The organism is Idiomarina sp. X4, assembly GCF_002808045.1.
Lineage (GTDB): Bacteria > Pseudomonadota > Gammaproteobacteria > Enterobacterales > Alteromonadaceae > Idiomarina.
Genome location: NZ_CP025000.1, coordinates 588,990 through 613,724, shown reverse-complemented (window position 1 = coordinate 613,724; position 24,735 = coordinate 588,990). Strand labels below are relative to the sequence as shown.

Here is a 24,735-nt window from a genome sequence, read left to right as displayed (position 1 = left end):
GAGTTTCATGAAGAATAAATTTATAGGTTCAGAGATGCATAAGCAATTAATAGATAAGTTAAAAAAAAGGAATGCGGTCGTCGGTGTTATTGGTTTGGGTTATGTAGGTCAGCCGTTATTTATTCGTTATAGTGATATTGGCTATAAAGTAATAGGGTTTGATATCGACCAGATAAAAGTCGATGAATTAAACAATGGCTACAGCCGAATCGAACATATTTCTGACCAGAAAATATCCAATGCAATTGCTAACGGTTTCGAAGCGACTACCGATTACAGCCGTATTAAAGAGTGTGATGCGTTAATTCTTTGCGTGCCTACTCCGCTAAATCGATATCGTGAACCGGATATGTCGTTTGTGATTAATACAACCGATATGTTGAAGCCTTACGTGAGAGAGGGGCAGCTAGTCTCTCTAGAAAGTACAACTTATCCAGGAACCACCGAAGAATTGCTGAAACCTCGATTAGAAGAATCTGGATTAGTCGTAGGCGAAAATATTTTTTTAGTTTATTCACCAGAACGTGAAGATCCTGGTAACCCTGATTTTGAAACCCGTACGATTCCAAAAATAGTCGGTGGTTATACTGAGAAATGCAAAGAGGCTGGTATTACTTTGTATTCACTTGCTATAGATAGAATAGTGCCCGTTAGCTCTACAAAAGCGGCAGAGCTGACTAAGCTCTTGGAAAATATTCATAGAGCCGTAAATATCGGTTTAGTGAACGAGATGAAAATTGTTGCTGACAGTATGGGCATTGATATTTTCGAAGTTGTTGATGCAGCAGCAACTAAGCCTTTTGGATTTACACCCTACTATCCTGGCCCTGGTCTTGGCGGACATTGTATTCCAATAGACCCGTTCTACTTAACATGGAAAGCTCGCGAATACGGTTTAAACACTCGTTTTATAGAGCTTTCCGGTGAGGTAAATCGAGCTATGCCAGAGTATGTTGTAAGTAAACTTATGGATGGTTTAAATAAACATCAAAAATCTCTTAATGGTAGCCGAGTTCTGGTTTTGGGCATTGCTTACAAGAAGAACGTAGATGACATGCGTGAGTCTCCGTCGGTCGAAATTATGGAACTAATTCGAGATAAAGGCGCAGAAGTTGCCTACAGCGACCCCCACGTACCAACTTTCCCTAAAATGCGTGAACACAGTTTTGATTTAACCAGTACTGATTTAACCCCTGAAAGCATATGTAGTTTTGATGCCGTCATTTTGGCGACAGACCACGATAAATTTGATTACGATGCGATTTACGAACACGCTCGCATTATCATTGACTCACGTGGCAAATTCCGGGGTAAAAATGGAAAGGTAATAAAAGCATAATGACTCATTGCACAACAAACAAAAATTTTGCACTAATTGGTGCGGCAGGTTATATCGCTCCTCGCCATATGAAAGCAATTAAAGAAACCGACAATATCTTGAGTATCGCTTATGACATTAACGACTCTGTTGGTGTGATTGACAGTATTTCTCCACAAAGCGAGTTTTTTACTGACTTTGAACGTTTTTATGAGCACGCTTGGCAGTTAAAGCGTAACAGCAGTACAAAGCTGGATTATGTATCGATATGCTCTCCAAACCACATGCATGCTTCGCATATAGCCGCCGGTTTACGTTTAGGTTGTGATGTTATTTGCGAAAAGCCTTTGGTTCCAACGAGTGACGATTTAGATGAATTAGAGCTAGTTGAAGAAGAAACGGGCAAGAAAGTTTATAATATTCTTCAGCTACGCCATCACCCGGCAATTGTTGAATTACGGGATAAGGTGGCTAATTCAAACCAAAGTAAAAAGCATGAAGTTGAACTGACTTATATCACATCTCGTGGTAAATGGTATCTTGAGAGTTGGAAAGGCGATCCAAGGAAATCGTTTGGTGTAGCAACCAACATTGGAGTGCATTTTTTCGATATGCTGCACTTCATTTTTGGGAAGTTACAGAAAAATGTGCTTCACTACACTGATGACCTGAAAGCATCTGGCTACTTAGAATATGAAAAAGCACGAGTCAAATGGTTGCTTTCTATCGATGCCAATGATTTACCGGACGAAATTAAAGGTGAAAAAACAACTTACAGAACCATTAATTGTGATGGTGACGAGTTAGAATTTTCAGGTGGTTTTACCGACCTTCACACAGTTAGTTATCAAGAGATATTAGCAGGTCGAGGCTATGGTATTAAAGATGCTCGGCATTGTGTGGAAACCGTAGAGCAAATTCGTACTCAGCAATTGCAATCTGCAAAAGCTAATGAAGCACATCCTTTTCTGTCATCACTTCTTAAAAAGTAATACGCTGTATTCAAAGCGATCAGGTGCATACTATGAGTTATTACCAACATGAATCAGCAATTGTAGATGAGGGAGCTCAAATTGGCGAAGGTAGCCGTATTTGGCACTTCGTGCATGTTTGCGGTGAAGCCCAAATCGGCAAAGGCGTTTCATTAGGACAAAACGTTTTCGTCGGTAACCGAGTGAAAATTGGAGATAACTGTAAAATACAAAACAATGTTTCGGTCTACGACAATGTGTATCTAGAAGAAGGCGTATTTTGTGGGCCCAGTATGGTTTTCACCAATGTGTATAACCCTCGTTCGCTGATAGAGCGCAAAGACGAATATAAGGACACTCTAGTTAAAAAAGGAGCTTCTTTAGGGGCTAACTGCACTATTGTCTGCGGTATTACTATCGGTGAGTACGCTTTTATTGGCGCTGGAGCCGTTGTGAACAAAGATGTACCTGCTTACGCACTTATGGTTGGGGTACCAGCCAAACAAATAGGCTGGATGAGTGAACATGGGGAACAATTAAGTTTGCCATTGACCGGCGAGGCGAAAGCTCTCTGTTCTCATACCGGCGCTACCTATATATTAAATGGGCAAACCGTCAGTAAAGAAGGTTAACGAGAATGCAGTTTATTGATTTAGCCGCTCAACAGGCAAGAATTAAAGACAAAATTGATGCAGGTATTGCACGTGTCTTAGAACATGGTAAGTACATTTTGGGCCCTGAAGTACAAGAGCTCGAAGAAAAGTTAGCGGATTATACCGGTGCAAAATATTGTATTACCGTTGCAAACGGTACCGATGCTCTTCAAATTGCGCAAATGGCTTTGGGCATAGGACCCGGCGACGAAGTTATTACGCCAGGTTTTACTTATATTGCAACGGCAGAAACCGTGGCCTTATTAGGCGCAAAGCCGGTTTATGTTGATATTGACCCCAAAACCTATAATATCGACCCAAACCTCATTGAGGCTGCTATTACTGATAAGACTAAAGCAATTATTCCTGTTTCTCTTTATGGACAGCCTGCCGACTTTGACCGCATTAACGAAATTGCAAGAAAACACAGCATTCCGGTTATTGAAGATGGCGCACAGAGTTTTGGGGCAACTTATAAAGGTAAAAGGTCTTGTAATTTAAGCACGATTGCTTGTACTAGCTTTTTCCCGAGTAAACCTTTAGGTTGCTATGGTGATGGTGGAGCTATTTTTACTAATGATGACGACTTAGCAACGATTATGCGCCAGATTGCACGTCATGGGCAAGATCGACGCTATCATCATGTCAGGGTGGGAGTGAATAGTCGTCTTGATACCTTGCAAGCGGCGATCTTGCTGCCTAAGCTAGAAATACTCAACGATGAAATCTTATCAAGAAACCAAGTATCTGAGGTGTATAGTAGTGCCTTTTGCGATACGGAAATAATAACGCCTTTTGTTGAAGAACATAATCAGTCTGCATGGGCTCAATATACTATTCAAGTTAAGAATAGAGAAGAGTTACAGGAAAAGCTGCTAAACGAAAATATTCCAACAGCTATACATTACCCCATACCTTTGAATAAACAACCTGCGGTTGCTGAAGAAGGCCAAGTTTTGAAGGTTGGTGATAGTGTAGCAAAAAACGTTCTAAGCATACCTATGCACCCATATATGGGAAAAGAGCAACTTGAATTAGTTTCTAATATAATTAGAAATACGGTAGGTTGATATCTCTTGAATTGATTAAAAATGTCAACGAATCATTAGCGAAAGAAGGTCACTATTTAGATTTAGGGAATTGTAGTTTGGGACTGAAAAACACGATATTACGAGCTATATATATGCTCATCTTCTCCTTTCCAGGTTCGAATTCTAATAGCCTTTTTAGTAAATTTCGTATCTTTCTACTGAGAAGGATGGGTGCCGAAATTGGAATTCATTGTTCTGTTTTAAAGAATGTTGAGATATCTAATCCTAGAAACCTTCTGGTTGGAGATTGTTCGGGATTAGGAGCTAGAAATACTATAAATTGCCAAGGAAAAGTGGTGATTGGCGAACGCGTTTTAATGGGGCCTGAGGTAATGATATTTACCGCGACTCATGTGTGGAATGATGAAATTAAAACTTTTTACAAGCAGGGAATCGAAACATCAAGAGTCGATATCGGTGATGATTCATGGATAGGTGCCAGAGCTATAATACTTCCTGGTGTAAAAATCGGTCGAGGTGCTGTGGTGGCGGCTGGAGCGGTTGTCACAAGCGATGTTCCGAGCTATGCGATTGTTGGTGGAGTTCCTGCACGTATCATCAAACACAAAGGCTCTTCTACCAAGTAAATGCAGAAGTTTAACTCAAATAGCTTTATTGTAACTTAAGAACATCATGTCAAAAATTCTAATTGTTGGTTTGCCGTTTTTTCCAAAGAAATATCAATATGCTGTCGATGCATATCGTGAGTTGGGTTGTGAAGTCAAAGTTCTTCTGAATACAGGCGACGAAGGAAAATTAGAAGCTCCTAAATCTCAAGGTTTGATTGAATATGCCGGAAAAAATAATTTAATTAGAATGATTATTTTTATAAAGGTTCTAATCAGATTCCGCCCTGATAATATTGACTGTTACAACTACTCTATACTATCACTGATGTATGTTCTCTTGTCGCGAGCATTTGGTGTTAATGTTCGGTTTTGGATAATTGGCGGTGAGCTAGTAGGGGATAGGCAGAACTCGAATTCAAACTCTTTTTTGATGAAGGTATATGCCAACGTTAAGAAAAAGCTGACATGGTTTTGTTTGAAATTTACTAATGCGATATTTGCAAAAGAGCTACATCATGTAGATGCTATTAAAAATAAGCTGCCGCTAGCGGTAAAAAAAATTGTTCAAATACATAACTGTGTGCCCGTTCCGGATTTCGAGCCAGATACTAGGCGTAACTTAACACTAGACTTCCTATATGCTAATGCGGTGATCGAAAGTCGAAACGTTATATCTTTAATTAACTCCTTTCATGAATTGCAAAGAGAAAAAATACAATTCCGAGCGGCTATATATGGATTCAGCTCTATTTCTAACGAAGTTTACGCTCCACGAGGATTTTTATATTCGGAAGTCGCACTGAAACATTATAAATCTCTCAACTTAGCTAAAAATGTGGAAGTTCAGGGCTTTGTAAAAGATATAAATCAGGTTATGAAGCAATATCGGTTTTTCGTCTTTCCTTCTGACGTCATACTTGCTAATTACGCACTCCTGGAAGCTATGTCGTATGGTTTAGTGCCAATAGTATATCCCGGTAACGGCTATGATAAGTTAGTAAATGATGGTGTTAACGGATTTGTGGCTTTTGACAACGACTTAGCTAAAGCGTTTAAGCGAGCGTTATCTTTGTCTGATGAAGAGTATGTCAATATGTCTAAATTGGCATATGAAACCATAAGCCAAAACTTTTCCATGCAGGTTTGGTTAAAAAAACTAAATTCGAATTTACGTTAATTTAGGTTGTTTTATGAAAATTTTATTTGTTTTCGGGACTCGCCCAGAAGCCATAAAAATGGGGCCTTTAGTTTCGGCTATGGCAAAAGACTCTAATTTTGAAGTAAAAATTGCAGTAACAGCGCAGCATAGAGAAATGCTCGATCAGGTTTTAAAGCTATTTGGTATAGCTCCTGATTATGACTTAGATATTATGCGAAGCGGTCAAGATTTATATGACGTAACGACAAAAATTTTACTTGGCCTGCGCACCGTGTTGCGGGATTTCGAACCTGATTTGGTTTTGGTTCATGGAGATACGACGACTTGCTTTACTGCTAGTTTGGCAGCATTTTATGAACAGGTAAAAATTGGGCACGTTGAAGCGGGATTGAGAACAGGTAATCTTTATTCGCCGTGGCCAGAGGAAGCAAATAGGAAATTAACAAGTGTACTGACAGATATCCATTTTGCTCCGACACAGCGCGCAAAAGATAATTTAGTATCTGAAGGGGTTGATGAGTCAAAAATATTTGTAACCGGCAACACGGTTATTGACGCCCTTTTTTCAATAAAAAATAAAGTCTTGGAAAACGGTGATTCAAAAGCTTCACTGGACCAAAGCTTTGATTTTATCGATAACTCAAAGAAGTTGATTTTGGTAACTGGACATAGACGAGAAAGTTTCGGAGACGGTTTCGAACGAATTTGTGCTGCTCTAAAAGAGATAGCAGAAGAGCATTCAGACGTACAAATTGTCTATCCTGTTCATCTCAATCCTAATGTCGAAAAGCCGGTTAACCGCTTATTAGGTGGCTTAGATAATGTATTTTTGATTCCACCACAAGACTACTTGCCGTTTGTCTACTTGATGAATAGCAGCTATTTGATTTTAACAGATTCAGGTGGCGTTCAAGAGGAAGCGCCATCGCTAGGCAAGCCCGTACTTGTTATGAGAGATACAACTGAACGTCCGGAGGCTGTCGCGGCTGGTACGGTGGAGTTAGTTGGCACTGATTCTAATAGAATTGTCGAACAGGTGAGCAGGTTGCTCAATGACGCATTTGAATATGAAAAAATGACTCGGGCACATAATCCCTACGGTGATGGAAAGGCTGTAAGCCGCATTATTAGTATTTTAAACGAAAATGATAAGTAAAGAAGTAACTTGGTTCAGTTTACTTAAAGCGCAGATGAGCTTTAACTAATGTTCTATGTGCTTTTAATTGCTACAGCATTCTTCCTTCATTTTAGTGATAGAACCCGAGTTTCTACCTCTATATTTTATCTGTTTTCGAGCTTTATTTTGCTTGTTATCTCAGTAAGGGGGAATGGTACCGGGCTTGCCGATTATGATGCTTACATAAGAATATATTCTAGCATAGTTGACTGGTCTGATGTTCTCAATCCAACCACTCACGTAGAGATTGGATTTAGAATTGTGTCCTATATTGGGAACACCCTGAACTTAGGAGGACAATACATAATTGTCGTGATGGCGGTTCTGTCGTTTCTTCCCGTTGCTTTCCTAATCAAAAAATACTCGCCTTACAAAATGCTATCAATTCTAGTTTGGTTCCCATATATCATGTCAATGAATATGCAGTCTTCTAGAATTTCAGTTGCAGTTGGTTTTGGTGTTCTATTTTTTATTTGTTTTTATAAAAAATATAGAGTTCGATCGTTAATATGTTTTTTACTCGCATTTTCGTTTCACATTTCTTCTATTTTACTTCTGTGTACTTTTCTGACTCGCTTAAAGCTTTCGGTTCTTAATTCAGCATACTTCATACTTCTATTTCTATCGTTTGTTGTAGGTTTTATCACAATCTTTTCTGGCGTGCTTAGTCTAGTTGGGTTGGATGTCTTTTCTGCTAAATTTATAAGTTACGTTAACTCAGAGGACTATGGATATCCTATGCCAGTGTATGATCCTAGGATACTTATTTCTCTTTTTATGGTAGCGAGCATTGCGCTAATAAAGAATAGAGTTGCTGATCCACTTCATCTTTACCTCTTTAAGCTATTTGTTATTGGTTCAATGATACTAGTGGTATTTATGGACGTTACCATATTAGCCTGGAGGTTAAGTTATATATTTTTGATTATTGGTGTTCTTGTTGTACCGATTATTTCAAGGTATTTCATAACCTTCTTGCCCCGAGCCCAAAAGGTTGCATACATAGCATTCCCAGCGATGTATTTGGCTTTGGGTTTGATAATCGCTGTCGTAGCCCAGCCATACATCCTTTATTTTGGTGGTATATGAGAAAAGTACTTATTGTCGATACAGCATATCCAATTAATAGTAGAACCAATAAATTTCGTTCGTCTTTGTCTCACGAGTACAGTGTTAAGGTTCTAGCTTGGGATCGGGCGGGGGCTCAATCCTCTGATCCAAAAGGTTACATCCTATTTAAAATGCGCTCAGCAGTAGGGAATCGGTTGAAAAAGCTGGTCCTTTTCCCTTTGTTTATTCTATTCGGAATAAAGACATTCTTAAAATTTAAGCCGGATATTTTATTTTTGAGTCATTGGGACTCTCTTTTTTTAGGCTGTTTAATGAAAATCTTTAGGCCTAAGGTAAAATTGATTTATGACTGTCTCGATATGCCGGCGGCTGGTAATAAGTACACCTTGTCTATTCTTAAACTTTTAGAATCATTTTGCTTGAACTTTGTTGATTTAACTATTTTTGCGTCTAGGTACTTTCCTGAACTATACAACAAGAAAAGTTGCAATATCGTTTTCGAAAATTATCCTTCGAAATCTTTAATTGAAAATGGTGCGGATAAGCCTGAATGGTATTCAGCGGCGGAGAACCTAAAAAGCCCAGAAAAAACAGTTGTTTCGTGGGTAGGTGTCGTGCGTTATCCATCCGTCTTAAAACGACTCGTTGATTCATTTCAAGAGCTAGACATGCAATTGTTTATATTCGGTGATGGTCCCAGCTTAGACTTCGCTAAAAAATTAGTTAGTCAAAAAGGCATTAGTGATAAAGTTTACTTTTGGGGAAGATACGGTCAGGATGAACTACCCTATATTTACAGTATTTCAGATTTTATATGGGCTGCTTATCCAACCGATAATTTGAATGCTGTCTACGCCATATCCAATAAGTTTTTCGAATGCTCAATGTTCGAAAGAATTCCAATTATATCATCACGAACTCGAATGGCCGACGATTTAAAAGGTCAATACTCTAGCAATGTTATATTAGTTGACGAGTTCGATACTGATGACATACAGCAGAAACTGGTTTCGGCGGCATCCGGAGGAGTCACCTTTAAACAATATCAAGAAATTCAATTTTGGGAAGCTCGATCCAAAGATTTAATGAATGAAATAAGAAAGCTTTGAACATTCGTATTTATAGCGATTTAAATAATTTAGTCATCTGCCTTTACCTAGGTAGAAAAGGTTTTATGAGAGAGTAAAATGTCTGTTTCTATAATCATGCCCATGTTTAATAGCGGCCAATTTATTGAAAGCACAATCAGTTCCGTGTGTGACCAGACGTATGATAACTGGGAGCTGCTCATTGTGGATGACTGCTCTCAGGACGACTCGGTTGAAGTGGCATGCCGATTGGCGTCTGGTGATCATCGTATAAAAGTTATATCGCTAAATTCGAATGGCGGTGCAGCCGTTGCTAGAAATGAGGGTATTAAAGCCTCTTCTGGTCGTTTCATTGCTTTTTTGGATAGCGATGACAGATGGGATAGTGAAAAGTTAACCAAGCAAATAAAATTTATGAAGGAACGCGAGCTCGCGTTTTCGCATACAGGGTTTAGGCGTGTTGACTCAACCACGGGTAAAAAATTGTCGGAATACATACCTCCTGCACGTTTAACGTATAAAGACATGCTTTACTCAAATCAAGTGGGTTGTCTAACCGCTATGTTTGATACTCAGCAGGTTGGCCGTATAGAAATGCCAAGTATTCGTAAACGACAAGATTATGCTATGTGGTTAAAAATACTTCGCGAAGTTGGCTCTGTATATGCGCTTGAAGAAGTGCTTGCATCATACACAGTTCGTACTAATTCTATCTCAAGCAATAAAATCTCTTTATTAAAGTATAATTACTCAGTTTTTCGAGACTGTGAAAAATTTAGTTGGCCTGTGTCTTTATATTACTTGCTTGCAAACACCTTTATGCGTATTAAGCGAGGGCGTTCTTAGTGATTGTAATTACTGGAGGCAGGGGGTTCGTCGGGAAGAAGTTGATTGAAAGCCTTCGAGTTTCAAAAGCACAGTTCGTTAGTTTAGTGCGAAATGGTTCTGAAAATTTAGAATCTTTTGAGATGGAAATGCCGAACGACCCCTCGTGCAAATCGTTATTAAGTTTGGCGGCCGAATTTAACAAACCGATAGATACGGTTATACATTGCGCGGGCTTGGCTCATGGAAAGTTACCTAATGCGAGTTACCAGGACTATGAGAGGGTTAATGTGTCTCTTACTGAAGAGTTAGCGAAATTGGCTCTCACGATTGGCGCGACTAAATTTATCTTTCTTAGTACCATAGGAGTACATGGTAGGGTTTCAAATCAACCTATATCAGAATCCTCGCTGCTAGCTCCATATGATGATTACTCGCGCTCAAAATTGAATGCAGAGCAACGTTTAGTCGATCTCTTCGAGGGTGAGGAGCGAGGTTCAGAGTTAGTTATTATCCGTCCCCCTCTTATCATTGGTGAAGGCGCTCCAGGTAATTTCGGTAAATTAATTAAGCTATGCTCTTCGGCTATTCCTTTGCCGTTTGGACTCATCAACAACAAGCGAACGGTACTCTCGCTTGAGAATCTCGTCGACTTTATTTGTTTTGCGAAGGAAAAAACCGGTGTATCCGGTTTTTTTACTTTGGCAGATGATGAGATTCTTTCTACCAAAGATATGGCTAAAGAAATTAAAAGTTCTCTTGGTAGAGGCTCTTTCATGCTTCCAGTCCCTAAGATTTTGATAAAAGCGTTATCGTTTGTTGTGAGAAAGCCACACTTTTATGAGCAATTATGTGGGGACTTAGTTGTCGATAATTCTAAGTCCAAATCTTATGGCTGGCAGCCGACCGTAGACTCACGTAGTACACTGCGTATAACTGCTAAATTATTCGTTAATGAGGAAAGATCTAGTCAATGATCAAGATGTTAGATTTCATGTTTGCACTACTCGGCTTAGTTCTTGGTTTTCCCATTTTATTAATGCTTTATATAGTGGGTTTATTTGACACTGGCTCGCCGCTGTTTCGGCAAGAGCGAGTGGGGCGTAATAAAAAGCCCTTTGTGTTAATTAAGTTTCGTACTATGCGAAAAGATACAGCATCGGTGGCTAGCCACCTAGCAAGTGCATCCTCCATTACGAAATTTGGCCACTTTTTGCGCCGTACCAAGTTAGATGAGTTGCCCCAGCTTTGGAATGTGCTTAAAGGTGAGATGAGTTTGGTAGGACCTCGCCCAGGGTTGTTTAATCAAGAAGAACTTACCCGCGCCCGTGAGGCAAAAGGCGTTTTTGCTGTTAGGCCTGGCATAACTGGTTTGGCGCAAGTAAATGAAGTAGATATGTCTACTCCTGAGTTATTAGCCGAAACCGACGCTAAAATGATTAGCTCGCTGAATGTGAAAAACTATTTTAAGTACATTTTTATGACGGTTACCGGAAAAGGATCTGGCGATAGAGTTAAGTAAGAAGTTAGCACTCCTAATGCTTAAAATTAAAGTGAAAAAAGAGGAGTAATTTTAAGTTGAAGAGTAAGCTCTGCCATTGATTGGTGGTTATTCAAAGTATGTTGTAGCGTGGGATAGGTATATATAAATGAAGATAGCTGTAGCAGGGACAGGGTACGTTGGTTTATCAAACGCGGTGCTTCTAGCGCAGCACAATGAAGTTATTGCGGTTGATATTGTTGAAAGTAAAGTTAGCCTAATTAACAATAAAAGATCACCTATCGAAGATAAGGAAATATTTGAATTTCTCAGCGACAAAGAATTAAATCTTAAGGCTACCTTAAATGCTGAAGAAGCTTATGTTAACGCTGAGTACGTTGTCATTGCCACCCCTACAGACTATGACCCCGAAACCAACTACTTTAATACGAGTAGCGTGGAGGCGATCATTGCGCAGGTTAATCAAGTTAACCCTAATGCAGTAATGATTATCAAGTCGACCATACCGGTGGGCTACACCGAAATGCTGAAAGAAAAAATGAGTACCGAAAACATCATTTTTTCACCAGAGTTTTTACGTGAAGGCAAAGCGCTTTATGACAATTTGTACCCTTCTCGTATTATTGTTGGCGAACGCTCTGAACGTGCTGAAATATTCGCTGACCTTTTAAAGCAGGGGGCTATTAAAAGTGATGTACCAACACTTTTTACTGATAGCACAGAAGCGGAAGCTATTAAACTTTTCGCGAATACCTATCTAGCTATGCGCGTTGCCTACTTTAATGAACTGGATACCTACGCTGAAGTTCACGGTTTAAGCACTCGGCAAATTATTGAAGGTGTTGGTTTAGATCCGCGTATTGGCGATCACTATAACAACCCAAGCTTTGGTTATGGTGGTTATTGCTTACCTAAAGACACGAAGCAGCTGTTAGCTAATTACCAAGATGTTCCGCAAAACATTATGCGAGCGGTGGTTGATGCCAACCGCACTCGTAAAGACTTTATCGCCGACAGTATTCTTGCACGCAAACCCAAGGTCGTTGGCATTTATCGTCTAGTGATGAAGCAAGGGTCGGATAATTTTCGCGCGTCTGCCATACAAGGCGTGATGAAACGTATTAAGGCGAAAGGTATTGAAGTGATTGTTTACGAGCCGGTGTTAAAAAAAGACAAGTTCTATAACTCGCGTGTTGTGAATGATTTTGAGGGTTTCAAAGCCGAAGCGAACGTAATTGTTTCAAACCGTATGGCGCCAGAGCTCCAGGACGTGGCTGACAAAGTGTATACGCGAGATTTGTTTGGGAATGACTAGTCGCTAGCGTCTAATGCGCAGGTGACTTTTAAAAAGAACAGGGTATAAGCAATGCAAACCATGACACTACAAAACTATACTGGTGCATCATTGCTTAACGCAAGACAGTTAAACCTGTCTATGAGCTTAATGCTTGGGGAGCAAACGCGCCCTAAGCAACTGACTAAGCAGCAGCTCATGCAATTGCTGAATGTGCTGGAATCACTGGCTATGTCATCGAAGGTGTTGTTTGATGGCTCCATACAGCAAGATGATAAACAGCAACTTAAAGACCATAACCATCTCTATCGCGACCTTCTTAAAGAAACCAGTTTGGTTGCAACCGACCAATGGTTAGGCTGCTGCCAGCTGGCCACTGCTCAGTCCGCATTACTTATTAAAGAATGGCTGGAAAGCCCTGAGCGCTGGTCCAAGCAATCGCCCGTTGCGCAAAACGATGCTGAAAAATTTAAACAAGCATTACTTGAAGGCTTTACCCAAAAGTTTACCGACAGACGCAAGCTGGCTAAAAGCACATTAACGGATAATAACTTTCGCGGAGCGAAATGTGTTGCCGGTTTATTGGTGACTGTTGCTGAGCAAGCCCCTTTTGACCAACCTACCATTTCTGATTTTACGCTTGCGTTTAACCAGGCAGCGCAAAGTGATGATGACACTTCTCATAAAACCGGACAGTTAGTCTCGGGCCTTATAGACCGCTTCCGCGTAAACTTTGTGAATGAATTGGCTGCACAGCATAATGCAGTTTATGTTGCAGCACCTGCCATCGAAGGCTTAAAAGCGCAGCAAAGTGCACTGCTTTGGCGCTACTTAGGTAACCAACTGCAACAGCAGTCGAGCCTGAATGAGTTACAAAGCCTGTCCCAAACTGAGTCTGAAGCGCTTCAAAGCTTTCCGTATGCCTACGCATTGCTGATGCAGAAGAAAGTCACCAGCCCTACCAAACTCCTCGACTTACTCTTCAAAGTCCGTGATGACGCTGTTATTGCTCAGCAAGCTAAAGAAGAGCAGAGCGGAAAACGGTTTGTGCATGAGTGGAGCTTAGAAGAGTTTCAGGACATGCACGCTGGCCTTTTCGGCGATACCTTTGCCGCAATCAATAATCACAAAACCGCTTGGCACGAAAACTTATTAAACATTGGTCGCTCATGTCTGCCTGCATTGCTGTCTGTAGGCTCCGCGGGTTTAGGTATCGTGATACCGGAAAGCGCTGTTGAAGGCACTGTTGCTGTGAGTATGGCATCTGCCGGTGTTGCGCTCGAAAATGCGAATCGGTTTAGTGGTAATAGCGCGAGTGATAATAAGAGCATAAAGCTTTACCGCGATAACTATATGCGCTGGAATAAACTGCTGGATAAGGCCGCTACGCAACGCTCAGGTGGCATGTCTTTGCAAGGCCGTATTGAAGATATTTTTGGTGTGCCGGTGGTGAGCTCAGTTTAACCACACGCTATCGTAGCTTTTTTGGAAGTTAGCTTATAAAATGCTGCGATTATCTGGGTGCAAATTAAGTAATAAACATAAAGGGGAAGCGCTTTGATTTCTTGGAAGTCTATCTTGTCGAGTATGGTACTGCTCGTTGCTGTTGTGGCTTTAGGTAATTCAGTAACAGTACATGCGCAGTCTATGCCGAGCCAGGCTCAAATTGAGCAGTTGAAAAAGCTGCCCCGCGCCCAGCAGGAAGCTCTTGCCAGACAGTTTGGTATTGACCCCAGCATGTTGGATCAGTTAAACGGTTCTTCTTCAAGCTCAAGCAGTAAGAGCCAGCAACAAGAAGATGTCGTTTTCCCTCGAGGTACTCGTTTTGATAAAAATGGCGACCCAATAATTCCGGAAGACTTAGAAGCACAGTTCACTCGTGACGACGATGAGTTAAAAGCATTCGGCTATGACTTATTTTCCGGCGAGCCAAAAACGTTTGCACCCACCTCTTATGCACCCGTGCCTTCCAGTTACATTATGGGCGTTGGTGACACCATTAAAATTCAGCTTTTTGGTAAAGAAAACCGCACCTACGACTTAACCATTGACCGGGAAGGTAAAGTGGTTATTCCTGATCTGGGTGAGCTGACGGTTGCCGGTTTAAGCTACACTCTAATGCAGGAACTTATTCAGAATCAGGTAAAACAGCGCCTTATTGGCTTTAATGCTGCGGTTTCTATGGGTGAGCTGCGCTCCATTCAGGTGTTTATTGCCGGAGAAGCCTATAAGCCGGGCTCTTACACGGTAAGCTCGCTGTCGACCATTAGCCAGGCGCTGTATGTTGCCGGTGGTGTGTCGGACATCGCTTCGTTGCGTTCTATTCGTTTAATGCGCGCTGGCGAGGTCATTGCAGACTTTGACTTGTACGACTTGTTATTAAAAGGTGACGCGTCCGACGACCGTATTCTGCAAAGTGGTGACGTTGTTTTCATTCCTGCGCGTGGAGACATGGTTACCGTTAAAGGTCAGGTCAAACGCCCGGCTTTATATGAGCTAAAAGGCGATGAAACTTTAGAGGACGCATTACGTTTTGCCGGTGGTAGTGAAGACGACGCTTACTTAGCATCGGCACAGCTCGAGCGTATTGTTCGAGGCCAGCGGGTTATTAGTACGGTTGACTTAACCTCAAATGCTGAGTTGGGCAAAGCGCTGAAAGGCGGTGATGTATTAACGCTTCGCCAGGTGTCAGAGTCGCTTAACAATAGCTTGTTGTTGGTCGGTGCGGTGACTCGTCCGGGGCATTACGAGTGGAAGCCGGGTATTCGCATCAACGATATTTTGCTCGACAGCCGTCAGGACTTATTAGAGCAGGCTGACCTAGGCTATGGTCTTGTCGTTCGTGAAACAGGGCCGAAGCGCGATTTGAGCTTGTATCAATTTAATGTGGCGGAGGCTATTTCCGGCGTTGAAGGTGAGAACTTACAACTGCAAGAGCGCGACCAGATTGTTATTTTCAGCCGCTACCAGACGAAAGAAGAAGAAAAACAGAAACTCTCTCGCTTTACGTTAACCAAGCAAGAGCGCCAGGCTGAAGAGCGTCAGGAGTTACTAAGTGACTACCGTCAGGCGTTCTTAGAAGACTTGGTTCAAGAAAAGACAGGTAATAAAGAGGCAAGTCAGCGCTTAGCTCAGCAGAGAAACTTAGCACCTCTTTCAGATTTATTTGACTCGCCCGATGAAGACGACGTTGAAGTTGCTGAAGAAGACTTAGCGCTGTACTCGCGCGACAAGCTATTAGAACCAATAATGCAGCGTATACAGCGTCAGCGTACTGGTAACGGTAATACTCCGTTAGTCTATGTGTCTGGCGAGGTGAATCACCCTGGCGTGTATCCGTTAGTAGAAAATGCCAGTGTTAGTCGTTTGGTGGAAGCAGCCGGCGGTGTTAAAGACTCGGCCTACTTAAAACGCGCTGAAATTACTCGCTTTGAGTTTAATAAAGACACTACGCAGACAGACTACGTTACTGTTGCGTTAAATGATGTGCTGCAAGGCGCTATGGATGTTCCCCTGAAAGGGCGTGATCGCTTAAATGTATTGAGTATTCCTGAGTGGCAAAACACCTATGAAGTAACCCTTCGAGGTGAGGTTCGCTTCCCGGGGACTTATGCTATTAAGCGTGGTGAGACTCTTACACAGCTTATTGAGCGGGCCGGTGGTTTTACCGAGCATGCGTTTGTGGAAGGCGCGGTATTTACCCGTGAAGAGCTCCGAGAGCAGGAGCGAGAGCGTAAAAAAATTCTGGCACAAGAGCTTCAGCGTGAAGTGGCAGGAAATATGTTGACGGGCACGGGCGAAAGCCGTGTCTCTTATAACGAAATGCGAACCTTGCTGGCGGATTTGCTTTCGGCAGAGCCGGTGGGGCGCTTAATTATGGACTTACCGAAACTGTTAAGCGCTAACGGTGCCAACGACGTTCAGTTAAAAGACGGCGATACCCTGCATGTTCCGTCCCGTAACGACTCCATTAGTATTATGGGCGAAGTGCAAATGGCCACCTCTTACCGCTTTGACCCTGAAGTGTCGGTGGAAGAGTACATTGACCGCAGTGGCGGCACTAAAGAAAAAGCGGATGAAGACCGCATTTATATTGTTAAAGCCAATGGGGCTATTGAACGGTACGAAGGCGGCAGCAGTTGGTTTAGCTTTAGTGAAAGTTCGCAGCTAGGTCCGGGGGACGCCATTATTGTGCCTATGGACACAACCTATACTGAAAACCTGGAGTTGTGGTCTCAGGTTACCAGTATTTTGTATAACACGGCGGTAGCGGTTGCTGCTATTAACAGTATTTAACAAATTTTACTGAAAATTTATAAAACCAGTTTGCATTTAGTTGCGTATAAACATACTATGAAAGTTGCTGTTAACTGGAGAGTTTTCAGTCTACAGCGATACATGTATCAATATCTCGGGAGTGAGGTTATTTTTATGAAAACTTTAGCATTATCAGTTATTGCTGCGTTAGGTTTAGCGACCGCACCAGCAATGGCTCAAGAAGGAACTGCTGGTGAGAGCGCATCAGGCGCTGGCATCGGTGGCATGTCAACCCAAGCAATGGTATTTGCGGGTGTTGCAGCAGCAGCAACTGTAGCAGTTGTTTCTGACAGCTCATCAAACCCAGTAGTTGACGACCCTGAAGATCCAACAGATCCAGACCCAATCGTAACGGTTACTGGTACAGGTACTAACACCTACACTATTACTATTCCAGCTCAGTAATAGCTTATTGTGTTAATTGCGAAGCGCTTCGCAGTGAACACCTTAAAAGAGCTGTGATAAAATACCGCCGGTTGGCGGTATTTTTTTATGCGCTGCGGTTTAACTTGTGAGATTTCTTATGATTCGGAACGGACTCTTTGCCGGTTTTCTACTAATTTTGGTTGGCTGTACAGCTGTTACGGACGAAGTTCGTGAAACAGTTGAATATGCGTTTAAAGACATTGAGGATGCAGAGCTCAGCGCTGAGGAAATAGATAACTTTCCCTACACCTCTTTGTATGCCCAGTGGCAGGGAAAAGCTCGAAGCCTGATTGTTTTAGGCTTTGTAAATAAACCGAATAAGTACCATTTTATTACTGCCGAGAAAGAGACCTTCGTTCTTGAGAATGGGCGGGTTACACGCACTCAAAGTCTCGATGATAACCTGTTAAGCGTGTCGAATTTAAAAAACGACCCGCTGCGCTGCATTGTAACAACCCCTCAGTCCTGCAATAACACCTGGCAGCGTGCTTATGACTATCAATTAGACGACGGCACCCGCGTTAGTCGCGATGTGCAGTCGACTTTCACTGTAAAGCAGCCTGAGCAACTGGCTATGCCTTATGGTCAGGCAACGGCGACACTAGTGGAAGAAGCGGGTAAATTTCTTCTGACCGACGAGCGCTTTGTGAATCGATTCTGGGTGGAACAGGACGGTCATGTCATAAAAAGCGAGCAACGCATTATTCCCAATAAACCGCTATTAAACCTTACCCAGGTCACCTGGATTGGTCGCACCAATAACTCAGAGTTAGCCCAATGAGTGATGTTATGAAACGTATTTTTATTGCTTTATTCGCTATGGCCGTTTTGGCTGAGTCAGGCGTTGCAAACGCAGAAACCAAACAGGTGCAATTTGAGGGGCCGGTTAGACTAAAGCAGGCATTGAACGCCATTGAAGAGCAAGGCCTTCTGGCGGACGTATATTGGCCGGCTGTGCGCTTGGTTAAAACCGATGAGGCTGCTGAGTTAGAGCAAAAAAAGCAGAAGGTCCTTTTGCAGCTGGCTGAACTGGAAGCCTATTGGCGCGGTCGCCGTGAAACCGACAAAGCCGATGCCGCGCTTATGCTGCAAGGACAAATTAAAGGCTGGCGGCTGGGGCAACAGTACTGGGGCCACATAAACATTGAACAAGCGCGCCAAAACTTAGCGGACAATCCACTGTTGCCGGAAGGAAGTTACTCGTTAGTGTTGCCTGAGCGACCAGAGCATATTTATGTGTATGGCTTAGTCAGCAAACCGGGTAAGTACGCATTTCATACAGGCAAAACAGTCGCAAACTGGTTGAATAGTATTGAAGAGCAGTCTGATTTGCTTAGCGGCTACAACAAAAGTGTTGCGACGGTAGTGTCTGTTGATGACGAACAACAAGCCAACTGGGCGTACTACAAACAAAGTGACACTGAGCTTATGCCGGGCAATATCCTTTGGTTAGGCTTTGAGCCGAATCAGTTGCCGCCAAAATACAAATCGTTAAATGACGACATTCGTGGTTTGTTGAAGTATTTTGTGGCAGACACGTCGGTTCGCTCAGCAACTAACGCGCCTGTGTACCAGGCGAGTGCATCGCCTACCTCTGAATGGCATTGGTCGCGCCGTGATTTGTCGCCCAGTTATAACGATTATGGCTCGGTAGGGTTATTACAGAACCCGACGGCCCGCATGATGGATGAAGGCGCTTTTGCGCTGAGTTATACCGATATGGATGAGTATCGCCGCTACACAGTGAGTCTGCAGTTGTTGCCTTGGTTAGAAACCACGGCGTTTTATACGGAATTTCCGAATAAACTGTATAGTCAATTCCCAGAGTTTAGCGGTGACAATATTCTTGCTGACAAAGGCTTCGATATAAAAGCCCGGTTATGGGAAGAAAGTTACTGGCTGCCGGAAGTCAGTGTGGGTTTTCGTGACTTTGCCGGTACCGGCTTGTTTGATGCCGAATACGTCGTCGCAAATAAACTCTTCGGTCCGGTGGATGTCAGCTTAGGTTTAGGATTTGGGCGCATGGGGACCCATGACGATTTCACCAACCCATTTTGTGAATTGTCCGACGAGTATTGCCAACGCGAAACTAGTTTTGGTGGCAACGGTGGTAAGGTTGAGTATGACCGTTGGTTCACCGGACCTATGGCCGTGTTCGGTGGTTTGGAATACCAAACTCCGTGGGAGCCGCTTAGTCTGAAAGTTGAGTACGACGGTAATGACTACTCGACCGAGCGTGCCGGCGTACCGATAAAACAAGACAGCCGCTGGAACTTTGGCGCTAATTATCAGGTTTCTGATTACTTCGATGTGCAACTGAGTTACGAGCGCGGTAATACGCTCATGTTCAACTTCAGCCTGCGCACCAACTTCAATACGCTGAACCAGATAAAGGTGACGCCGGACAAGGTCGTACCCACTGAAGAAAAGCGTAAAGAGTCGTTGGCCGACGTAGACTGGGCTGGAATGAACCGCACTATGCGTGAACAAATGGCGTTTAGCGGAGCGCGCTTTGCGGCGGAAGACGATGAAGTGACGATGTACGGGTATCACTTCCGTTACCGTGATAGTGAAGAAGCTTATGATCGGGCGGCTCGTGTTATGGCGGCGGAATTACCGGACAGTGTAAAAACCTACAATATGGTGGATATGGCTCTGTTCGACCCCAACGTGAACACCAAAATTGATGCCGAACAGTTTAAAGATAGGGTACTTAACCGGGAGCCGGGCAAAGACGTTGACGATGTGGACGACTTATTTGTTCGACTGGAGTCGCCGGATATGCCTGAGCGCGGTGATGACAGCTGGATGCTGAACCCTGAGAACAAGTTCACCAACCGTTATGGCTTAAAGCCCTTCCTGGACCAGAGCTTTGGTAACCCGGAAACCTTCTATACCTACCAGTTGGGTGTGTACGCCTTTGGCCGTCGTTGGCTGAATGACAATATTGAGTTGTTTGGTGAGGTGGGCTTTAACATTGCCACTAACTATGACGACTTTTTATTCTTAGGTGGCGGGCAGGATGCTTTACCGCCGGTGCGTACTGACATTCGTAAATATGTACAAAACGATATTTGGTTAGACTCAGCACAAGTGACTTACCATAAGCGCTTAGGTCAGGACTGGTTTGCTATGGCTTACGCCGGCTACTTAGAGCGTATGTACGGTGGTTTAGGTGCGGAAGTGTTGTATAAACAGGTCGATAGTCATTGGGCGTTTGGTCTGAATGTGAACCGGGTTCGCAAGCGCGACTTTGAGGGTGGTGCCGGCTTCTTAGACTACGAGGTGACGACAGGCTTTGCCAGTGTGTATTATCAAATGCCATGGTTGTCTGACTCCTTATTGCAGTTAGACTTTGGCCAGTTTCTGGCGAAAGACAAAGGCGTACAAGTGACCATGCAGAAGCGCTTTGACAGCGGTGTGGTTGCCGGCGCGTACGCGGCCTTTACGGATGTGTCATCGGAAGAGTATGGTGAGGGTAGCTTTACCAAAGGCTTCTTTATTAGCATACCGTTCGATTTAATGAGTGTGCGTCCGACACGTGAGCGCGTTGGCTTTACCTGGGTACCATTGTCACGAAATGGTGGACAACAGTTGCAACGTCGCGCCCGTTTGTATGACTATACGGATAACAGAGCGCCGTTTTATAACCGTTGATACTAACAATAAATAAAGGACTATTGCTTTGAATCCATTGAAACTATTAATGCAGCTACCACGAAATTTGAAACGTGGTATCGGTCTTTTTGTCGACATTGTTTCGATAACTGCGGCCATGCTTATTGCTTATCTATTAAGCTTTGAAGCGATAGTGCCACTGAAGTGGTCTCAATGGATGATCCTTGGTGGTGTTGTGCTTTGTGCAACGCTTTTGGCTTTTATTCGTTTTGGTCTGTATCGCGCAGTGGTTCGTTATGTCGGCTTTAAAGTGTTAAGTCTGGTGTTTGTGACTGTTGTCTTCAGCGGTGCGTTTTTAGTCATTGGCGCGCTGGTTATGGGTATTGCGCTGCCGGTGTCAGCGGTGGTGAATTATGTGTTGCTGGCATTCCTGTTAACCGGTGGCAGCCGTTTGATTGTTCGTGAAGGTTACCAGCGTGCGATGAGCCGCAAGAAAGACCGGGTGCTGATATACGGCGCCGGGTCTGCCGGTCGCCAGCTTGCGCAAGCCCTGAATAATGGTGGCGAGTTTCATCCGGTGATGTTTGCGGACGATGATCCGGGTCTGCAAGATACCTCAGTGTTGGGTATGAGCGTCATTAACCCGAAGCACATTGAAAAAGCTGTGCACGACGCTGATATTCAACGTGTACTTTTAGCCCTACCGAGTACTCCTCGTTCACGCCGTCGCGAAATTCTGGAAGCTTTAGAGTGTCTGCCGGTTAAGGTGCAAACAGTACCGGGCATGGCGGACATGGTGAACAATGAAATGTCCATTGACCAGTTACAGGACATTCGTGTTGAAGACCTTTTAGGGCGTGATCCGGTAACCCCTGACGCCCGCCTAATGGAAAAGCACATTACCGGTTTAACGGTTTTAGTGACCGGAGCCGGAGGGTCTATTGGCTCTGAGCTGTGTCGTCAGATATTGCTGCAGCGACCGAAAGTCTTAGTGCTGTATGAGCTTTCAGAATTTGCTTTATATAGCATTGAAAGAGAACTGATTGATATATGTGAGCAGCAGGGTATTGGTGCCGAAGTGATACCGGTTATTGGTACCGTGCAACGGCGTAACCGCATTGAGACCGTACTGAAAAGCTTTAACGTCGATACGGTGTACCATGCCGCTGCTTATAAGCATGTGCCTTTGGTTGAATACAACATGGTCGAAGGTGTGCGTAATAACGTCTTCGGTACCTGGCATACCGCGGAAGCGGCTATTGCAGCAGGCGTTAAACAGTTTGTACTGATTTCTACCGACAAGGCGGTGCGCCCAACCAATGTGATGGGCACCACGAAGCGTCTGTCGGAGCTGGTGTTGCAAGCATTAGCGCTGCGTCAGTCAGAGACCCGTTTTTGCATGGTGCGCTTTGGTAATGTTTTGGGGTCTTCGGGCTCGGTTGTACCGCTGTTTAAAGAACAAATTGAACGTGGCGGGCCGGTAACGGTGACGCACCCGGATATTACGCGGTTCTTTATGACCATACCGGAGGCGGCTCAGCTGGTGATTCAAGCTGGTACTATGGGGCATACGGGGTCGGTGTTTGTACTAGACATGGGTGAGTCCGTAAAAATTGTCGACTTAGCCCGTAAGATGATTCGCTTGTCTGGCCTTGAGGAAAAAACTGAGAAGAATCCGCATGGTGATATAGCTATTGAATTTACCGGCTTGCGCCCTGGTGAGAAATTGTACGAAGAGTTACTCATTGGCGACAATGTGGAAGCCAGTGACCACGCTCGTATTTTGCGCGCGAATGAGCAGTCTCTGGCGTGGGATGACATGAATCAGTTGCTCGAAAAACTTGATGATACGTGCCAGCGCTTTGCGATTGATGAGCTACGTGACGTGTTGCTAAATGCCCCAACAGGTTACAAGCCGACAGACGACCGTATTTGTGATGTAATTTGGAACAAACATAAAACCTGTGAAGATAAAAGCGACGACACAGACGTTGCATGACGTATTTAGGGACAGTTAAATGATAAAAAACGGACCTTACCTGGCACTGGATACCAGTTACCAAAAGCTGGCAGTGAATGAACTGATTGAACAAACGGGAAAACGCTTACCTGAATCATTTAATGATGCTCGCCAGCAACTTAGCCGTGGTGAATACCTGAATGTCAGTGAAAACCGCCCGGTGACGCACACGTTAAGCCGTTCTATTCACGCGGTAGCTAAACAGACGAACCGCAAAACTCGCTTCGTTGAAGTGGTGCAAACTTTGCGCTCTGGCCGTTGGTTAGGTGCTACCGGCAAGCCTATTACCGATGTGGTCAATATTGGTGTGGGAGGCTCTGACTTAGGTCCGCAAATGGGCTCGTTTGCGTTAAAAGAGTTTGCTGATGATGCGGTTTTGCATGACTTGCAAGTGCATTTTGTTTCGTCGATGGATGGCGGGCAGCTTTATGCGGTGTTACCTATTGTTGACCCCGAAACTACCTTATTTATTATTTCGTCTAAGTCGTTTGGCACTATTGATACCTTAGCAAACGTGGATACGGTGCGCCGTTGGATAGAGCCTGCATTAACTCAGGAGCAGTGGCTGGACAAACACGTCATTGGTGTGTCGGCGAACGCTAAGGCAATGACCGACTATGGCATTCCACCGGCGCAGCAATTTACCTTTGGCGAAGGGGTGGGTGGACGTTTTTCGTTATGGTCAGCTATAGGCTTGAGCATAGCGCTGACAACCGGAGTGCGACCATTTGAGCGTATGCTGGAAGGCGCCAAAGCCATGGATGAGCATTTCTTTACGGCGCCGGCCGAAGACAACTTGCCCATATTATTAGCGCTTTACGGAGCGTATAACCGTGAAGAGCTAGGCATTAATAACCTGGCTATTCTACCGTATGACGGTCGCTTGCGTATGTTACCGAACTATTTGCAGCAGCTGGACATGGAAAGTAACGGTAAGCAGGCAACCGCAGATAATAAAGCTATCGACTATCCAACCGGCCCTATCATTTGGGGCGGTTTTGGGCCTAACGGGCAACATGCGTTTTTCCAGCATTTGCACCAGGGCTATGACGAGTTTGCCGCTGACTTTGTAGCGGTCTTAAAACGCGCAGCTCCAGGGTTCGAGCCCGCAGTTCAGGAAGGGCTGGCGTCGCAGCAGCGTTTGGCCGTTGCTAATTGTTTAGCGCACCGACGCCTGATGCGGGAAGGCAGCAAGAACGTCGAGTCACCGCGTGATAACTACCCCGGCGGACACCCATCGAACCTACTGATAATGGATGAACTAACCCCGGAAAGCTTTGGTGCGTTAATTACGGCGTACGAGCACAAAGTCTTTACTCAAGGCATTATTTGGGGCTTGAACAGCTTTGACCAGCCGGGTGTTGAGAAAGGCAAGAAGATAGCAAAAGATGTGCTGCGGGTAGTTGACGGAGAGAGCGATGAGTCTTTTGATAAAAGTACTGATGCAGTGATAAAGCGGATGAAAACTTAGCCTGATACTGCCAGAGCAGATATGACCTCAAAAGCCGGCTTTTTAGCCGGTTTTTTTGTAACTAATGTGTCTATGCTTCAGTAGTCTTGCTGAATCAAAATTATTAACTTTTTGTAACACTTTCTCAAAAAGTGTTATTTAAATGTTTCATTGGTTTCGCTAGTAT

General features: G+C 43.7%; 20 protein-coding genes. All 20 read left to right on the top strand.

The window, feature by feature from the left end:
- Positions 1-34: 34 nt before the first annotated feature.
- The 20 genes from CWC33_RS02950 to pgi all read left to right on the top strand — a co-directional run bounded on the left by CWC33_RS02950 (position 35) and on the right by pgi (position 24,569).
- Positions 35-1,339: a nucleotide sugar dehydrogenase gene (locus tag CWC33_RS02950; protein ID WP_100692257.1), complete on the top strand. Its 1,305-nt coding sequence runs from the start codon at positions 35-37 to the stop codon at positions 1,337-1,339.
- Positions 1,339-2,310: a Gfo/Idh/MocA family oxidoreductase gene (locus tag CWC33_RS02945; protein ID WP_100690716.1), complete on the top strand. Its 972-nt coding sequence runs from the start codon at positions 1,339-1,341 to the stop codon at positions 2,308-2,310. The genes CWC33_RS02950 and CWC33_RS02945 overlap by 1 nt, the downstream gene beginning before the upstream one ends.
- A gap of 32 nt (positions 2,311-2,342) precedes the next feature.
- Positions 2,343-2,921, top strand: coding sequence for a UDP-2-acetamido-3-amino-2,3-dideoxy-D-glucuronate N-acetyltransferase (gene wbpD, locus CWC33_RS02940; RefSeq protein ID WP_058576250.1), 579 nt, complete (start codon positions 2,343-2,345; stop codon positions 2,919-2,921).
- Between the two features lie 5 nt (positions 2,922-2,926).
- Positions 2,927-4,012, top strand: a complete 1,086-nt coding sequence (locus CWC33_RS02935; RefSeq protein WP_100690715.1) for a DegT/DnrJ/EryC1/StrS family aminotransferase — start codon at positions 2,927-2,929, stop codon at positions 4,010-4,012.
- 11 nt (positions 4,013-4,023) lie between these two features.
- Complete coding sequence (locus CWC33_RS12750; protein WP_269799260.1) at positions 4,024-4,620, top strand: acyltransferase; 597 nt, start codon at positions 4,024-4,026, stop codon at positions 4,618-4,620.
- Positions 4,621-4,666: 46 nt separating this feature from the next.
- Positions 4,667-5,779, top strand: coding sequence for a glycosyltransferase family 4 protein (locus CWC33_RS02925; RefSeq protein WP_100690713.1), 1,113 nt, complete (start codon positions 4,667-4,669; stop codon positions 5,777-5,779).
- Between the two features lie 13 nt (positions 5,780-5,792).
- A complete protein-coding gene (wecB, locus tag CWC33_RS02920; protein ID WP_100690712.1) occupies positions 5,793-6,917 on the top strand; it encodes a non-hydrolyzing UDP-N-acetylglucosamine 2-epimerase in 1,125 nt (374 codons plus the stop codon).
- A 48-nt stretch (positions 6,918-6,965) separates the two neighbouring features.
- Complete coding sequence (locus CWC33_RS02915; RefSeq protein ID WP_100690711.1) at positions 6,966-8,027, top strand: EpsG family protein; 1,062 nt, start codon at positions 6,966-6,968, stop codon at positions 8,025-8,027.
- The gene (locus CWC33_RS02910) at positions 8,024-9,118 is read left to right on the top strand and encodes a glycosyltransferase (protein WP_100690710.1); all 1,095 of its coding nucleotides are present in this window, start codon (positions 8,024-8,026) and stop codon (positions 9,116-9,118) included. The genes CWC33_RS02915 and CWC33_RS02910 overlap by 4 nt, the downstream gene beginning before the upstream one ends.
- A gap of 78 nt (positions 9,119-9,196) precedes the next feature.
- Positions 9,197-9,943 (top strand): glycosyltransferase family 2 protein, encoded by a 747-nt coding sequence (locus CWC33_RS02905; RefSeq protein ID WP_100690709.1) that lies wholly within the window; start codon positions 9,197-9,199, stop codon positions 9,941-9,943.
- Positions 9,943-10,899: an NAD-dependent epimerase/dehydratase family protein gene (locus CWC33_RS02900; protein ID WP_100690708.1), complete on the top strand. Its 957-nt coding sequence runs from the start codon at positions 9,943-9,945 to the stop codon at positions 10,897-10,899. The genes CWC33_RS02905 and CWC33_RS02900 overlap by 1 nt, the downstream gene beginning before the upstream one ends.
- Positions 10,896-11,444 carry a sugar transferase gene (locus CWC33_RS02895; protein WP_058576259.1) on the top strand — a complete coding sequence of 183 codons (549 nt, stop codon included), beginning with the start codon at positions 10,896-10,898 and terminating at the stop codon, positions 11,442-11,444. The genes CWC33_RS02900 and CWC33_RS02895 overlap by 4 nt, the downstream gene beginning before the upstream one ends.
- Positions 11,445-11,571: 127 nt before the next feature.
- Positions 11,572-12,738 carry a nucleotide sugar dehydrogenase gene (locus CWC33_RS02890; protein ID WP_100690707.1) on the top strand — a complete coding sequence of 389 codons (1,167 nt, stop codon included), beginning with the start codon at positions 11,572-11,574 and terminating at the stop codon, positions 12,736-12,738.
- 51 nt (positions 12,739-12,789) lie between these two features.
- Positions 12,790-14,181: a hypothetical protein gene (locus CWC33_RS02885; protein WP_100690706.1), complete on the top strand. Its 1,392-nt coding sequence runs from the start codon at positions 12,790-12,792 to the stop codon at positions 14,179-14,181.
- Positions 14,182-14,274: 93 nt separating this feature from the next.
- Positions 14,275-17,013: an SLBB domain-containing protein gene (locus tag CWC33_RS02880; protein ID WP_232709829.1), complete on the top strand. Its 2,739-nt coding sequence runs from the start codon at positions 14,275-14,277 to the stop codon at positions 17,011-17,013.
- Positions 17,014-17,148: 135 nt separating this feature from the next.
- On the top strand, positions 17,149-17,439 hold the full coding sequence (locus CWC33_RS02875) for a hypothetical protein (protein WP_100690705.1): 291 nt from the start codon (positions 17,149-17,151) through the stop codon (positions 17,437-17,439).
- 118 nt (positions 17,440-17,557) lie between these two features.
- The gene (locus CWC33_RS02870) at positions 17,558-18,241 is read left to right on the top strand and encodes a YjbF family lipoprotein (protein ID WP_100690704.1); all 684 of its coding nucleotides are present in this window, start codon (positions 17,558-17,560) and stop codon (positions 18,239-18,241) included.
- An 8-nt stretch (positions 18,242-18,249) separates the two neighbouring features.
- On the top strand, positions 18,250-21,117 hold the full coding sequence (locus CWC33_RS02865) for a YjbH domain-containing protein (RefSeq protein ID WP_232709828.1): 2,868 nt from the start codon (positions 18,250-18,252) through the stop codon (positions 21,115-21,117).
- 49 nt (positions 21,118-21,166) lie between these two features.
- Positions 21,167-23,077, top strand: a complete 1,911-nt coding sequence (locus CWC33_RS02860) for a nucleoside-diphosphate sugar epimerase/dehydratase (RefSeq protein ID WP_100690703.1) — start codon at positions 21,167-21,169, stop codon at positions 23,075-23,077.
- A 19-nt stretch (positions 23,078-23,096) separates the two neighbouring features.
- Complete coding sequence (gene pgi, locus CWC33_RS02855; protein ID WP_100690702.1) at positions 23,097-24,569, top strand: glucose-6-phosphate isomerase; 1,473 nt, start codon at positions 23,097-23,099, stop codon at positions 24,567-24,569.
- The last annotated feature ends 166 nt before the right edge of the window (positions 24,570-24,735 follow it).